General features: G+C 53.4%; 11 protein-coding genes. 5 read left to right on the top strand and 6 right to left on the bottom strand.

Annotation, left to right across the window (positions count from 1 at the left end):
* Positions 1-121: 121 nt before the first annotated feature.
* From ABD931_RS19960 to ABD931_RS19950, 3 genes are all read right to left on the bottom strand, one after another.
* Positions 122-457, bottom strand: coding sequence for a hypothetical protein (locus tag ABD931_RS19960; RefSeq protein WP_345269680.1), 336 nt, complete (start codon positions 455-457; stop codon positions 122-124).
* A gap of 261 nt (positions 458-718) precedes the next feature.
* Complete coding sequence (locus ABD931_RS19955) at positions 719-1,699, bottom strand: pyruvate dehydrogenase complex E1 component subunit beta (protein ID WP_345269678.1); 981 nt, start codon at positions 1,697-1,699, stop codon at positions 719-721.
* A gap of 74 nt (positions 1,700-1,773) precedes the next feature.
* A complete protein-coding gene (locus ABD931_RS19950; RefSeq protein WP_345269677.1) occupies positions 1,774-3,156 on the bottom strand; it encodes a cytochrome P450 in 1,383 nt (460 codons plus the stop codon).
* Between the two features lie 144 nt (positions 3,157-3,300).
* Between ABD931_RS19950 and ABD931_RS19945 the strand changes: the two genes are divergently transcribed.
* Positions 3,301-4,761: an NADP-dependent isocitrate dehydrogenase gene (locus tag ABD931_RS19945; protein ID WP_345269676.1), complete on the top strand. Its 1,461-nt coding sequence runs from the start codon at positions 3,301-3,303 to the stop codon at positions 4,759-4,761.
* Between the two features lie 153 nt (positions 4,762-4,914).
* Here the strand turns inward: ABD931_RS19945 and ABD931_RS19940 are convergent, their stop codons facing one another.
* Entirely contained in the window at positions 4,915-5,544 is a 630-nt protein-coding gene (locus tag ABD931_RS19940; RefSeq protein WP_345269675.1) for a thymidine kinase, read from the bottom strand.
* A 170-nt stretch (positions 5,545-5,714) separates the two neighbouring features.
* Between ABD931_RS19940 and ABD931_RS19935 the strand changes: the two genes are divergently transcribed.
* The 3 genes from ABD931_RS19935 (at position 5,715) to ABD931_RS19925 (ending at position 9,396) form a co-directional block, all read left to right on the top strand.
* Complete coding sequence (locus tag ABD931_RS19935) at positions 5,715-6,965, top strand: DUF8457 domain-containing protein (RefSeq protein ID WP_345269674.1); 1,251 nt, start codon at positions 5,715-5,717, stop codon at positions 6,963-6,965.
* A gap of 57 nt (positions 6,966-7,022) precedes the next feature.
* Positions 7,023-9,134: a ComEA family DNA-binding protein gene (locus tag ABD931_RS19930; protein ID WP_345269673.1), complete on the top strand. Its 2,112-nt coding sequence runs from the start codon at positions 7,023-7,025 to the stop codon at positions 9,132-9,134.
* Positions 9,135-9,237: 103 nt separating this feature from the next.
* The gene (locus ABD931_RS19925; protein WP_345269672.1) at positions 9,238-9,396 is read left to right on the top strand and encodes a hypothetical protein; all 159 of its coding nucleotides are present in this window, start codon (positions 9,238-9,240) and stop codon (positions 9,394-9,396) included.
* A 16-nt stretch (positions 9,397-9,412) separates the two neighbouring features.
* Here the strand turns inward: ABD931_RS19925 and ABD931_RS19920 are convergent, their stop codons facing one another.
* Both ABD931_RS19920 and ABD931_RS19915 read right to left on the bottom strand, forming a co-directional pair.
* On the bottom strand, positions 9,413-10,306 hold the full coding sequence (locus ABD931_RS19920; RefSeq protein WP_345269671.1) for a DUF4249 domain-containing protein: 894 nt from the start codon (positions 10,304-10,306) through the stop codon (positions 9,413-9,415).
* A gap of 19 nt (positions 10,307-10,325) precedes the next feature.
* A complete protein-coding gene (locus ABD931_RS19915; RefSeq protein WP_345269670.1) occupies positions 10,326-12,725 on the bottom strand; it encodes a TonB-dependent receptor in 2,400 nt (799 codons plus the stop codon).
* A 378-nt stretch (positions 12,726-13,103) separates the two neighbouring features.
* On the opposite strand from ABD931_RS19915, the gene ABD931_RS19910 reads away from it, so the two are divergent.
* The gene (locus tag ABD931_RS19910; protein ID WP_345269668.1) at positions 13,104-14,603 is read left to right on the top strand and encodes a S41 family peptidase; all 1,500 of its coding nucleotides are present in this window, start codon (positions 13,104-13,106) and stop codon (positions 14,601-14,603) included.
* The last annotated feature ends 10 nt before the right edge of the window (positions 14,604-14,613 follow it).

Below are 14,613 nucleotides of genomic sequence, written 5' to 3'. Positions count from 1 at the left end.
AGCGAAACAGTGTCCTGAATCATCATGTAATGAACTATGGCGGTATTGAGGACTAAAATACGCTATAATCATGTATCGGCGTATAAATTTTTCACTTTTGTATTGAAAGGTAGCCCACCTTTCATTTTTTTCGCTGCGGTTCGGTCGGCTTTTCGTCGATACCTAGTGTAGTTAGCACCGGATTTAAGGTACGGGGCGTAATGCGAATCCGGAACACTTTGGCCCCGGCTACGTCGAAATCGCAGTGATAACTGCCCCGTTGTTTCAGGCTCCGGTATACGGCCGAATAGTTGATCGGAACGGGCCAGCCATTCAGGGCCAGGTGGCTAATTATGGTTTCGATGGCTTTTTTCAAATTCGAAAAGTATACAATGAAGGGGTCACGCTGGCGAATGGCGCTCAGCGAACCTATATATTGTACCGTAACTTCATAAATTGTCTGCGATTGACTCCTCATAGAATTATCATATTTTATTTTAACCTGAAAAACCTGGGCTTTTCGGCGGTTTTTAGGGGTAGTATGTTGATCTACTGAACTAAATCGCAAAATAATGCATCAATTTTTCAAGTTCAGAACAAATCTGCTCGTTAGCCTGTTTATCTAGTTGTTAGCTTCTTACAAAAAAGCTACTGTCGCCCGACCGTAACTTATTTGCAGGAAGCCACAAAAAACGCCAGGGTTTCGGCCCCGGCGTTTTCGTTTATAGCCAGCTTAATATTACTTCTTGTACATCACCGACTCTACAGCCTGGAGCGTACGCTTCACATTCGGCAGTATCGTTTCGATCAGCGTAGGGGCATACGGCAGCGGCAGGTCCAGACTATTCACCCGAACAACCGGCGCATCCAGGTAATCAAAGGCATGGCGCTGTACGTGGTACGTGATCTCCGATGAAATGGCAGCCAGCGGCCAGGCTTCTTCAACCACCACGCACCGGTTTGTTTTCTTTACCGAGTTAATCACCGTCTGGTAATCAATCGGCCGAACGCTGCGCAGGTCAATTACTTCGGCGGAGATGTCGTTCTTTGCCAGTTCGTCGGCGGCCTGCAGGGCTACCTTCATGATTTTGCCGAAGGATACAATGGTTACGTCATTCCCTTCCCGCACAATGTTGGCTTTGCCGATCGGAATCAGGTACTCTTCTTCCGGCACCTGTCCCTTATCGCCATACATCAGCTCCGACTCCATGAAGATCACCGGATCATCGTCGCGGATCGACGACTTCAGCAATCCTTTGGCATCGTAGGGATTTGAGGGTACCACTACTTTCAGCCCGGAGGTGTTGGCGTACCAGTTCTCGAAGTTTTGCGAGTGCTGCGACGACAGCATACCGGCATTTCCGGTTGGCCCCCGAAACACAATAGGCGCAGAATACTGCCCGCCCGACATAGACATCACTTTAGCTGCCGAGTTGATCACCTGATCAATGGCAACCAGCGAGAAGTTGAAGGTCATAAACTCGATAATGGGTCGCAGACCATTCATCGCCGAGCCTACGCCAATACCGGCAAAGCCTAATTCGGCAATCGGTGTGTCGATCACCCGCTCCGGACCAAACTCATCCAGCATACCCTGGCTTACTTTATAAGCACCGTTATATTCGGCCACTTCCTCGCCCATCAGGTACACGCGCGGATCGCGACGCATCTCTTCCGACATAGCCTCGCGTAGAGCCTCGCGGAATTGTATCTCTCTCATTTGACTTCGTTTATGTGGTCAGTAGAAAACGATGCCAAAATTAGGCATAACGCATCAATTCTCAAACCCGCTGTTTAATCGCTTACCGGCTTAATCCTGAGCCGCAACCCGCCCCTGGGCCGCAGGGTAATGCCCGGCTCCGGCTCAATCACGCTCCGGCGGGTGGTGCGGAAGTCGAACGCCCGGACCAGCAGCGCCAGCAGGATCTGCATTTCCATCAGGGCGAAGTTGTTGCCAATACAAAGCCGTGGCCCACCACCGAAGGGAATGTAAGCGTAGGCAGGGCGCTCTTTTATGCGCTCCGGCAGGAAATTATCGGGATTAAACTGGTTCGGATTTGGCCAGTATTTCGGGTCGCGGTGCAGCAGGTAGGGGCAGATGAGAACCCCCAAATTGGCTGGTAGCCGGAATTCGCCCATCGGCTCGTCGGCAATGGGTTTGCGGCCGAAGAGCCAGGCCGGCGGATACAGCCGCATGGTTTCCTGAACAACCTGGAGCGTATAGGTAAGCCCCCGAACGGTTTCGGCGGTTGGTATACCCTCCGGCCCGAGTACCCGGTCGACCTCCTCGCGAACCTTGCCGGCTACTGCCGGGTGCTTCGCCAGCAAGTACAGCGCCCACGACAGGGCATTGGCCGTGGTTTCGTGGCCAGCCATGAAAATGGTGGTCACCTCGTCGCGGAGCTGCTTATCGGTCATCTGCTCGCCGGTTTCTTCGTCGCGGGCTTCCATCAGCATCTCCAGCAGGTCATCGTACCGCCTGTCGGTGCCGTTGCGCTTCTCGGCCCGGCGCTGGTTAATGATTTCGTAGATGATACCTTCAACTTTTTCGACCGCCCGGCGGTAGCGGATATTGGCGGGTGTTGGGTAGTGGATCGGAATCTGAATGAAACTATGCAACTGTACATAGGCGAATTCGATAATGGTGGTAACCGATTGGGAGATACTGCCGAGGTGTTTCTTCACGTCGGAGCTGAACAGCGACCGGGTCACAATCGCCAGTGTCAGCTTCATCATCTCCTCAGAAATGTCGATGGGTAGTTCCGCTTCATGCTGCTTCCACCGTTCGGTCAGTTCCTGCGTTTCCTGAACCATAGTATCTGCCAGCAGCGCCAGCCGCTGCCGGTGAAAAGCGGGTTGAGCCAGCCGCCGTTGCCGTCGCCAGAAATCCCCTTCACTGTTTAGCAGGCCATTGCCCAGAAACAGCGACAGCACCTTGTAGGCGTCACTTTTCACGAAAACTTTGTTGTTTTCCTGCAGAATGTGCCTGGCATCTTCGGGCGTGAGCGTGAGCGTTACCAGCCGGTTGGCAATGGTGAACCGCACCAGCCGGTCGTACTGCTGTTGCAACCGGGTCAGAAACCCCAGCGGGTCACGGATAAACTGAAAGGTATTTCCGACCAGCGGGGCACCTTTTACCTGAGGTATGGGGCGTTGAGCTTGTTGTAGGGTAGTCATAGTCAGAAAGAGAAATGGTAAGTAAAGATACAGGAGAATTATGTTGGTTGTGTGGCCAGGCACCAGGACCTGTTAGTAAATTACGCGGCCCAGGCAGGGCAAACCTGGTTATTATATACTATACCATTCCGGAAATACCAGCAAATGGCACAAAAAACTTCCATCACAGTCGCCTATGGCGATGGCATTGGTCCCGAAATCATGGATGCGACTCTCCGTATCCTGGAAGCGGCCGGCGCTCAACTCGAAAAAGAAGTCATTGACATCGGCGAAAAAGTCTATACGCGTGGCGTGAAGAACGGAATCGAGCCGACGGCTTGGGATTCGCTCCGGCGCACCCGCGTCTTTCTGAAAGCGCCCATTACCACCCCCCAGGGTGGGGGCTACGTCAGTCTGAACGTGACTACCCGCAAGGCTCTCGGCATGTACGCCAACGTGCGCCCCTGTCAGGCTTATTATCCGTTTGTGGCGACCACCCACCCGCAGATGGACCTGATCATTATCCGCGAAAACGAAGAGGACCTGTACGCAGGTATCGAATACCGGCAGACGGAGCAGGTGTATCAGTGCCTGAAAATTATCTCCCGGCCCGGCTGCGAGAAAATTATCCGATACGCCTTTGAATACGCCCGCGCCTACGGTCGCAAAAAAGTTACCTGCTTTTCAAAGGACAACATCATGAAAATGACCGACGGCTTGTTTCACCGGGTCTTTGATGAAATAGGTACCGAGTACCCCGATCTGCAAAAGGAACATTTTATCATCGACATCGGCGCGGCCCTGGTGGCCGACCGGCCCGAGCGGTTCGATGTGATTGTGACGCTTAATCTGTACGGCGATATTCTGTCCGATATTGCAGCTCAGGTTGCCGGGTCGGTGGGGATGGGTGGTTCATCGAACATTGGGGACCACTGCGCTATGTTTGAGGCCATTCACGGCTCGGCACCTGATATTGCCGGCAAAGGTATCGCCAATCCGTCGGGGCTGTTGCAGGGGGCTATTCTGATGCTGGTACATATTGGCCAGCCCGACGTAGCGACCCGCGTGCAGCATGCCTGGCTGCGGACCATCGAAGATGGTATCCACACGGGCGACATCTACAAAGAGGGGGTGAGCCGGCAGCGCGTGGGCACCATGGCCTTTGCCGATGCGGTCATTGAGCGGCTGGGGCAGGAGCCGCAGCATTTTAAAACGGTTCATTACGACAACTCTCAGGCAGGTACTACGGTTCAATCGGTAAAAAGCCAAACGCGCCCCCGGCAGCATAAGGAGCTGGTTGGGGTAGATATATTTGTAGACTGGCCGGAGGGTACGGCCCAGCAGTTTGGCGATATCGTGAGTCAGTTTGATGCACACCCGCTCAAGCTGCTGATGGTGTCTAACCGGGGTGTAAAGGTTTACCCCGACGGTATGCCGGAGACGTTCTGCTCCGACCAGTGGCGGTGCCGGTTTATGCATGAGCAGGGTAGTGGTACGCCCATCCGGAAAGAACAGATCAGTCACCTGCTGATGCGTTTTCATGAGGCCGGCCTGGATACCACCAAACTGGAAAACCTGTATACGTTTGATGGCGCTCCGGGGTATTCGCTGGGGCAGGGTGAATAGGCATTACAGAAGTGACCAGTGCCGGCACCTTGAGGAGGCTACAGCCTTTCTGGGTAATAACCTCCTCAAGGTGCCGGCACCGGTTACGAAAGCAATAGTAGGATAATGTGTCAGGGCATCGGTCCGTACGCTAAAAATACAGCCATATATTGTTTAGTACATGCCTTCGTCTTCATACACCCACTCTTTGCGGCCAGCCTGATCGCCCAGGTTAAAACACCGCCGGCAGCGGGCTTCGTAACTGTCGGTTTCGCCCACCAGCACTTTCTCTTTGGAAGAAACCAGCCGATACGAATAGTTGGCAATATCACCACAGACCACACAGATCGCATGCACTTTGGTCACATACTCAGCAATGGCCATCAACTGCGGCATACAGCCGAAGGGCTTTCCTTCAAAGTCCATGTCAAGACCAGCTACAATGACGCGCCGACCTTCATTGGCAAGCTGGGTACAAACCTCCAGAATCTCTTTATCATCGAAAAACTGAGCTTCGTCTATGCCTACTACATCGCTGTTGCCGGCCTGTTCCAGAATTTCATGCGCACTATTGACCGGAAAAGACCGAATCACATTGGCATTATGCGAGACGATGTCCTGCTCGTGGTAGCGGGTATCCAGGGCGGGCTTGAAAATACGCACATCCAGCTTGGCAATAAGGGTACGATTAAGCCGCCGGATAAGCTCTTCGGTCTTTCCTGAGAACATTGAGCCACAGATCACCTCGATCCAGCCGGTCCGTAGGTGGGGCGGTTCGCGTCGTCGGTTCGGTTCAATAAACATATGCCGGGTAACGTTAAATAAGTTAAGCTGAAGGTTCTGCGATCAGGCCTGTTTTTTGCGGTGGAATTCAATAACTTGAGCCAACATTTCCCCGGGTTTTTGATTATACTACGTATAAAACCAGGGTCCAGCTAAAAAAACAACCTTTTACAAAGCAAAGCTTTTTACCAATGTCGAACAAATTCAACAATAATGTACTGAACGAATATAGTAAGTCTTACGCACGCCGGGTTGCCGCTGATTTCTTTAGTAATCACACCGTTATAAACGGAAAAGAAATTCTGAATCTGACCCCCATCACACAGATTAATTTGTTTGTCATCAGTAGTCTGTTTGAAAAGTGGAAAGCGGATGCGGAGAAGTTTCGGAGTCACTATTTCGATTTCACCCATCCGGACGTTGAGGAAGCATTACGTGTATTCATGAACGTGGTGTCGCAGCATATCTGTGTCCGGCGCGAACATCTGGAACCCCTGCTGGCCGATGCCACCAAACGAACGCTGGTGATGCTGTTTGATCCGCGCTTTCACTTCGACGAAGTCATTCGCAACCAGCCGGACTTCTCGCTGACGGTCGAAGCGGCCCGTCAGCTAACCCGATATACCCAGATTAACAAATTTGTGCCGGCCACTATTGAGCAGCGCATGAATGGCAAGCCGTTCCTATATGTAAACCAGGCCCTGAGTCTGGTCGATGAGATCCTGACGCAGCGCAGCCACGAACTGGAGAAACCGGATAAATACGTGGCGCTGTTTTCCGAAAAAGTGCCGATGGATCTCTCCACACTGCTGCGGAGCAATGTGCCGGAGAGTTTTGCCGCTCAGCAAACGCGGTCGTTCTTCGATACGGAACTGGATGCGGTGGATACCCCACGAACGGAGGGCCATCGGGACGAGTCGCGTCCGGCCCAGCCGGTCGAAACATCGGTTACGAGTGTGGAACAGCCGGTGAATGGGGTGGCCCCCGAAGAGACGCCCACAGGCGGTCCCTTGTTTCTGAACGGCGACCATCAGCCTCATCCGGTTGCGCCTATCAGCCAGCCCAGCCATGTACCGGCTACGGCGATCAGCCAGCCCACAGCCGTGGATGCCCCGACGCTTACTGAAACGACGCCGACAGTGAACGATAAACTGCGGCCGGCGCAGGAATCACCGGCCTCCCTGGGCGAAGCGTTTCACCGGGCGCCCATCGAGAGTATTGCCAAGAGTATTTCGCTGAACCAGAAATTCCGGTTTATCAATCAGCTTTTCAATGGCAATGCCAATACGTACAAGGAAGCAATTGACGAGCTGGACGAAGTGGAAAACTACGGACAGGCGCTGGATCTGATCTCTTACCGCTATGCCTTACAGTATATGTGGGACATGAGCAGCGATGAAGTTGGAGAGCTGGTCGAAATATTAAAACGTCGCTTTGCCTGATACTTTTGGGTGTTTCGGCGTCAGAAGAACGACCGGAGCATCAGCGTAACAGGACCTTTGAAACATCTTTACTGCTTTTTATTGGCGGCCGCCGGGTTAGTGATAAGCTTGCCCGCCCGGCCGCAAACTTTTTTGGCCCGCTCCGCCGGACGACCGGATGAGGTGATTAATGCATTGCTGCAAAACTTAACTACAGGTCAGACCGAAAATGCTGATTATTCTGTCCTCTACGATGCCCTGTATCAGCTTTACGCCAACCCGCTGAACCTGAATACAGCTACACACGATGAACTGGCCGCTACCTATCTGCTGACGGAGCTGCAAATCAACAGCCTGCTGGCGTACCGGGCCGATTACGGAGTGCTGCTGTCGATGTATGAGCTTCAGGTGGTGCCAGATTTCGATATGGCTACCATTCAGCGGCTAATGCTGTTTACTACGGTTGATGAAGGCCGGGGTGCTTTGCTCCGTCGCTTACCAAACCCGACCAATCATTACCTCCTGATCCGATACCAGCAGATTCTGGAAAAGCAGCAGGGCTTTACCCCGGCCGAAGCGTCGAAAAGCGGGAAACTGCCTCAGCGCTATCTGGGCGATGAGCAGCATTGGTATGTACGATACCGATACAGCCGCCCACGGGCGTTCAGTTTTGGACTTACGGCTGAAAAGGATGCCGGCGAGCAGATGCGCTGGCAACCGGGCAGCTACCAGTACGGCTTTGATTTTGTTTCCTTTCACGGGCAGGTGCAGAACCGGGGTCGCTGGCGAAACCTGATCATTGGCGACTACCAGCTTCAGATCGGGCAGGGGCTGATTTTGTCGGCGGGGTTTGTGCTGGGCAAAAGCGCCGAAACGGTGCAGGGCGTCCGCCGGTCTACGCTGGGCGCACGGCCGTATACCTCGCTGAGCGAGTTTGGGTACCTGCGTGGCGCTACCGCCACCTATGCCCTAAGCCGCCAACTGGACCTGACCCTGCTGCTGGCCGGCAACCGGCGCGATGCCAACATCATAGCCGCCACGGCTAAAGCAGAGGCTGAGGTCTCTTCCCTGCTGACATCGGGCCTGCACCGCACAGCCTCCGAACTGGAAGCCCGGGCAAGTCTGGCGGAGCAGAACCTGGGCGGTCACCTGCTGTACCACCCCAATACCCGCCTGCAACTGGGTCTGACGGCCCTCTATACAACGTTCGGCACAAAACTTCAAAAGCGAAACCTGCCCTATAATCAGTACGAATTTGTCGGAAAAGAGAATCTGGTGATCGGGCTGCACGGCAGTTACGTCCGGCAAAACGTGAATCTGTTTGGTGAGATAGCCCGCAGCAGTGGCTCGCAAAACGCCGGCGGAGGCATTGGTGCGGTTGGTGGAGCCTTGATTAGCCTGAGCCGACGCCTGGATATGGCGCTGCTGCTGCGGCACTACGACCGTAATTATCATAGTTTTTACGCCAACGCCTTTGGGGAGGGCTCCCGCACCATCAACGAAAGTGGAGCTTATCTGGGATTGAAATATACGGTATACCGGAAATTTTCGGTAGCCGGATTTATCGACCGCTTCCGGTTTCCCTGGCTGCGCTACCTGGTGGATGCGCCCTCGCAGGGGTATGATTACCTGCTGCAGGCCACCTACACGCCAACAAAAAAGCTGCTGTTTTACGCCAGTTACCACGAAGAACACAAACAAAAAAACCGTTCGGCCACCAAGACTACCCCCAAAGAAGTGGCTGCTGGCACCATCCGCCGGGTACTTGTGTTCAACGCCGAATATTACCCCCTCTGGGGCCTGCAGCTCCGGTCGCGGGTGCAATGGACGAGTTTTCGCTATGCCGGGGCCGATCCATCCAACGGTTTTGCCTTTATACAGGATGCTTCCTATGATCGGGGACGGTGGCGTATCAGCGGACGTATGGCCCTGTTCGGCACCGACGATTACGACAGCCGGCAGTATGCGTATGAGCGCGATGTGCTCTATGCGTTTTCCTTTCCGGCGTACAGCAACCGGGGCCGGCGTCAGTATCTGATGGTACAATATGCCGTAAACCGGCACCTTGATGTGTGGCTGCGGTTGTCTCGTACCCAACTGACCAACCAGCCAACCATTGGGTCGGATCTCGATCAGACTGGGGTGCCGCACCGGACCGAAGTGAAGGTGCAGGCACGCTGGCAGTTTTAAGGGCCGCTCCCCAAGCCGCTTCCTCGTTTTCTGCTGTACGTATTTTTACCAGATTCTTAGAAAAAGTAGTTTTGTATGTCAGTAAGTTAGGTGAACTAATCCTATGGTAGTCTGTAAAGTGATGCAGGGGCTGGCGCGCCTGCTGATGTCGATTGCACTAATCGTTGCTTTTCTGCTGCTGCTGCTGCCTGTTATTGTTTTGCGATGGTTTGCCAGCACCCAACCAGGAGCCCGCCGATCGGGTAAGCCAGTGACATCGTAGCTGGTGTGGGCGGGCGTTACCGGCGAATGGTTTCGCTGTTTACCCGTACTGTCAGGCTACGCACCGCCGAGGCAATAAAAAAACCCGTAGCTCTTGGTCCGTTGGTGTTGGCATTCAGAATGTTGGTTGGTACATTGGCCGGCGGGGTCGCAAATAAGCCGCCATTGGTAAGCTGCGTGCGCAGTTCCAGAAAAAAGTAGAACGCTTCGGCGGTGATCGACTGAATCTCGACCATAACGGTATCGTTCTCGGCGTAAAACTTTTCGGGATTTACCGACTGTCGAATGGGGCGGATAAACAACAGCCCATCGGTATTGCCGCTGCCGTTGAAAGCCCCGTCATACGTTACCGTAATGTTGTTGGGGTTGTTTTGCAGAACGCCATTCCGGAAAAAGCGGATCCGGGCGTAATCTGGCGCTCCGGCGGGGTCACGGGCAAAAAACTCCGCCTGATAGCCCTCCTCAGCGTTGGGCAGCGGATTCACTTTCTCTTTCCTGAAAATTATGGAGTCGACCGTAGGTACCCGATTCATGCGGGATACGGAGCGATACGTTTCTCCCTGGTATTGAATATTAAGCAGGTAGGTACGGCCAATTTTGCCGAGGGTGTCTTTGCCGGCAGGTTGCCAGGTATACGTGCCGTCGTTGTCGGGGTCGGTAAATGCATATGTTTTGCCGGTATTGTCGGTTACCGTTACTACGGCTCCCGACGCGATTGGTGCCGGGCGATTGGCAAAGTAGGGGGCCGTTCTGGTGAGCCGAATGGCTTGTATACCGGGTTGGTCAGTAATGATGGCGTCGACGGAAAGCTGCTCCGGCCCCTCATCCAGTTTGGCGTCGATAACCGTTTCGCAACTGCTGACGGCCAGGGTTGCCCATACGGCGATTAGGTATAGTGAATAGCGCTTCATGGCGAATGAGGTTGGAGAGCTAGAACTTAAAATTATAGGTGACCGACGGAATAGCCGTTGCAAAGATGGAGTACCGTACCGCTTCGGTGATCTGCGGATTATCGGCATTAGGCCGGAAAAATACGGAGAACGGATTTTTCCGGGCATAAACATTATACACCGAAAACACCCAGCTATCCTGATTCCGGCGGCCGGGGCGTTGCTTGCCCTGGAGCGTAGCCGACAAATCGAGCCGGTGGTAGAGCGGGATGCGGTAATTGTTACGGGCACCTTCGCTGTTGTGGGGTGAGGCAAATCCCTGAAACTCGAAGCGGTTAGTCGGGAAGGTAGCCGGAGTGCCGCTACTCAGCGTAAAGGTAGCCGAGAAGGTCCACCGCCGGGCAAATGCCGGATCGTACAATGCCACCACGTTCAGGGTGTGCCGCTTGTCGAAGCGGGAGGGAAACCAGCGTCCGCTGTTGATGCCGTCGACCTGCCGCTCGGTTTTGGCCAGCGTGTAACTGATCCAGCCGTTTACCACGCCTTTGTTCTTCTTGAGGTAAAATTCAGCACCGTAGGCCCGGCCTTTGCCGTTCAGCAGGTCACCTTCCAGGTACTTGTTCAGCAACAGATTCGCCCCGTCAATATAATCGATCTGGTTTTGCAGCCATTTATAGTAGACTTCGACAGAGGCTTCGTAGTCGCTGCCGGAAGGGCCGAAGTTGCGGAAGTAGCCGCCCGCAAGCTGATCGGCAATCTGCGGGTGAATGTTGTTGGTGGAGGGTGTCCAGACATCCAGCGGGGTAGAGGCCGTAGTATTCGAGACCAGGTGAATATACTGTGCCAGCCGGTTATAGCTCAGCTTCAGCGAACTCAGGTCTGTCAGCTCATACTTGGCCGAGAAGCGGGGCTCCCAGTTGCCGTAGGTTTTAATAGGTTCCAGGCGATCGTACCGTTGCGTTTGGTTGATAAGCGGAAAACGGCGCCGGCCGGCCGGCACATCCGTTGGGAGGGTATACGCTTCGCCGGGACCAATATAGCTGTACAGTGAGTAGCGCAGGCCGTATTGCAACTGTAGCCGGCGGCTCACCTGCTGCTCATTCCCGACATACAGCGCATTTTCGAGGGCGTATTTGCTTTCGAGCCCAAATGTACGGACATCACCCGCGCTGGAAGCCGTAGCCGTGCCGGGCTGAAAATCGTACAGAATGGCCTGCCCGCCAAACGTCAGGGTGTTATTGCGCAGAAACAGCGTGAAATCGGGCTTGATACTGTAGTTGATAATGCGACTTTTCCATCGGAAATAGTCGTTCCGGTTTTCGGGTTTGCGTTTCAGATCGCTGTCGAGCAGGTAATCGTAATTACTGTAGAAAGCCGTTGTATTCAGGAACAGCTTATCGCTGAACACATGATTCCAGCGGAGGGAGGTAGTGGTATTGCCCCAGTTGAAGCCAAAATCGGCCCCGAACACGTCGCGGCCCAGATAGCCCGACAGGTACAGCGTATTTTTATCGTCGATGCGGTAGTTGGCCTTGGCTGTCAGGTCATAGAAGAAGAAGCGGGAACCTTTCAGATCGCCTTTCAGGAACGGCTGAGCCAGAATATCGGCGTACGACCGGCGGGCCGCCACAATAAACGAACCTTTGCCGCCAAACAGCGGCCGCTCGTAGGCCAGCCGGCTGAAAATAGCACCAATGCCACCCGATAATTCCGGTTTTTTGGCATTCCCCTCTTTCATGCGCACATCCAGAATAGACGAGATACGGCCGCCGTACTGCGCCGGAATGCCTCCTTTGATGAGCTTCACATCCTTAACGGCATCCGGATTGAACACCGAGAAGAAACCGAACAGGTGGGAAGAGTTGTACACCGGCGCTTCGTCGAGCAGCACCAGGTTCTGGTCGATACTGCCGCCCCGTACGTTGAACCCTGTAGCCCCTTCGCCCACGGTACTCACCCCCGGCAGCAACTGAATACTGCGAATAACGTCAACCTCGCCCAGCAGCGCCGGAATGCGCTGAATGGTCTTCATGTCAATTTTATTGACACTCATCTCAATGTTTTTTACATTATCATCTTCGCGGGTAGTCGAGATTACTACCTCCTGCAGGTCACGACCTTCTTCTTTTAGTTCAATATCGAGCCGGACATTTTGCGTAGCCAGTGTAACCGGCAGCGTTTGTTTGCCGTATCCCACATAGGAAACAACCACCGTATAAGCGCCTTTGGGAAGGGGAATTGCATAGAAGCCGTAATTGTTGGTTACGGCACCGGTGCCCAGTTCTTTCACATACACCGACACACCGATAAGCCCTTCTGCATTGTTCGCGTCTTTGACGTAGCCACTTACGGTAAATTTATCCTGGGCAAATACAGAGGAGACAAATAGGAAAAAACTGCTAAACCAGATTAGCAGACGGATACGTAAGATTTGTTTCATCACAAGTTAATCAGGGGATAAACTGTTAACCGCGCTGTACCGCTTTTGTTACAGCGCTACCAAAACTATCATTAAAAAAGAACAGACTGGTCAAGTATTGGACGAAGCAGCGAAAACTGCGGGAGAAGCGGCAAAAAAGTAGGATAAAAGAAATGCCACCAAAGGCCAACTGCCGTTCAGACTACACTGTACTTCTATATACGTTATCGGAAAAGTTCAAATTTGACGTTGTGTACCACCCTGTAGCTAAAACTATCTGGACGAGTTACTATTGAATTAACTTCACCGTAGACTCTTGTAGATAATTTGGCTTTTCTGTATTTTCACAGAACAAAATGCCTCTTTAATCCAGAGGCTAAGGCTTGTACTTACCGTAACATGAAGAAAATTGCCCGTTGGTTGATGGTGGCCGGATGTTGGATGGGTGTAGGATTCCTGTCGGCTTCGGCCCAGATACTTTCTCCGGAGCAGGCTCACGAAGACCTGCTTTATCTGAAACACAAGCTTGATCTGTTGCATCCCGGTCTGGGGCATTATACGCCCAAATCGCGGGTTGAGCAGCTATTTGATTCGTTGTACAACCACGTCAATGCTCCCATCGATTATTTAGGATTTTTCCACCACGTCAGCCCGCTCATCAACGCGCTCAAAGACGGACATACCAACCTGAACCACCGTAAAAACTACCTTGATAAGTCGACCCGGTACGTTCCTTTTTACGTTCGTGAGGCCAATGGCCGGTACTACATCAGCCATAATATGTCGGCAGATACTTCGCTTCGGCGCGGCACCGAACTGGTGACCCTCAATGGCCGTACCTTACCCGAACTTCATCTGCTCCTGATGAATGCCGACCGCTCCGGCTCCGACGGCGATAACCTGACCGGCCGCCGGCAGTGGAGCCTGATTCAGTTTGCCGATTATTATGCGTCCTGGTTTGGTTCTACCGATTCGGTTGCGGTGCAGTACCGGCTCCCGGCCGATACGCTGCTGCGGCAGACTACGCTGGCCTGCCCAACGGCGGCTACCTTTCGGGCAGTATTTCAGAAACGCTACCGGATCGAAGTCGACCGCCGGCCGAACCTGTCGGTGCGGATGGTCGATACCCTGACGCGGACGGCGGTGCTACGCGTATCTACATTTATGGGGCCGAAGAAATACGATCCTTTTCAAATTGCTTTCAAGAAGAAGTTAAAAAAGGCTTTTGAACAAATTCAGGAGCAGCGGGTGGAAAACCTGGTTCTGGACGTGCAAAACAACGGCGGTGGGGTGGTGCTGAACTCGGCGCGGCTGCTGCAATACTGGATGCCGAAGCCTTTCCGCATTATGGAGCATGAGCAGATGAAAGTGGCCGCCCGCCGGGAACTGGTCAATCGCTGGAATCCGCTGTCGGCCATTCAGTTCAGCCTGCTTTACAAGCGCGATGGATACGGCGGTTTTTCGGAGCGGGCCACCCGGCGGTTGTATCGTCCGCGAAAGCGGCTGGCCTTTAAAGGCAATCTGTACTTTTTGATGAATGGCGGGTCTTTTTCGGCCACAACCTCCGTGCTCTCCAAAACGCTGGATGCCGGTATGGGAACATATGTTGGTGAAGCCTGCGGAGGTGCCTACTGGGGCGATTTTGCCGGGCACTTCAAAACAGTTACACTGCCGAATTCCAGAATGCAGGTGCGGATTCCGCTGAAGAAGCTGAGTCATGCCGTAAGTCCGGATCAGGCCAACGGCTTCAATGTAGAGCCTGATTTTACTGTTGGCCGTACCTATACCGATGTTCTGTCGGGTCAGGATTATATGCTCTCTTATACGCTGGGACTGATTCGGCAGGGAATTGCCGTTCGTAAGCCGGTTACTACCCGACCGTTGCAGGCATTGCGATAATTGTTTATTT

Origin of the sequence: Nibrella viscosa, assembly GCF_039541875.1 — a bacterium.
In the GTDB taxonomy this organism is placed as follows: domain Bacteria; phylum Bacteroidota; class Bacteroidia; order Cytophagales; family Spirosomataceae; genus Nibrella; species Nibrella viscosa.
The sequence above is the reverse complement of the archived record's forward strand: the minus strand, read 5'-3'. Positions and strand labels throughout refer to the sequence as shown.

Coding starts and splice junctions, on each gene's coding strand:
- ABD931_RS19935 (WP_345269674.1), top strand. CDS start 5,715: ATGTCGAACAAATTCAACAATAATGTACTGAACGAATATAGTAAGTCT.
- ABD931_RS19920 (WP_345269671.1), bottom strand. CDS start 10,306: ATGAAGCGCTATTCACTATACCTAATCGCCGTATGGGCAACCCTGGCC.
- ABD931_RS19915 (WP_345269670.1), bottom strand. CDS start 12,725: ATGAAACAAATCTTACGTATCCGTCTGCTAATCTGGTTTAGCAGTTTT.
- ABD931_RS19940 (WP_345269675.1), bottom strand. CDS start 5,544: ATGTTTATTGAACCGAACCGACGACGCGAACCGCCCCACCTACGGACC.
- ABD931_RS19950 (WP_345269677.1), bottom strand. CDS start 3,156: ATGACTACCCTACAACAAGCTCAACGCCCCATACCTCAGGTAAAAGGT.
- ABD931_RS19945 (WP_345269676.1), top strand. CDS start 3,301: ATGGCACAAAAAACTTCCATCACAGTCGCCTATGGCGATGGCATTGGT.
- ABD931_RS19960 (WP_345269680.1), bottom strand. CDS start 457: ATGAGGAGTCAATCGCAGACAATTTATGAAGTTACGGTACAATATATA.
- ABD931_RS19925 (WP_345269672.1), top strand. CDS start 9,238: ATGGTAGTCTGTAAAGTGATGCAGGGGCTGGCGCGCCTGCTGATGTCG.
- ABD931_RS19955 (WP_345269678.1), bottom strand. CDS start 1,699: ATGAGAGAGATACAATTCCGCGAGGCTCTACGCGAGGCTATGTCGGAA.
- ABD931_RS19910 (WP_345269668.1), top strand. CDS start 13,104: ATGAAGAAAATTGCCCGTTGGTTGATGGTGGCCGGATGTTGGATGGGT.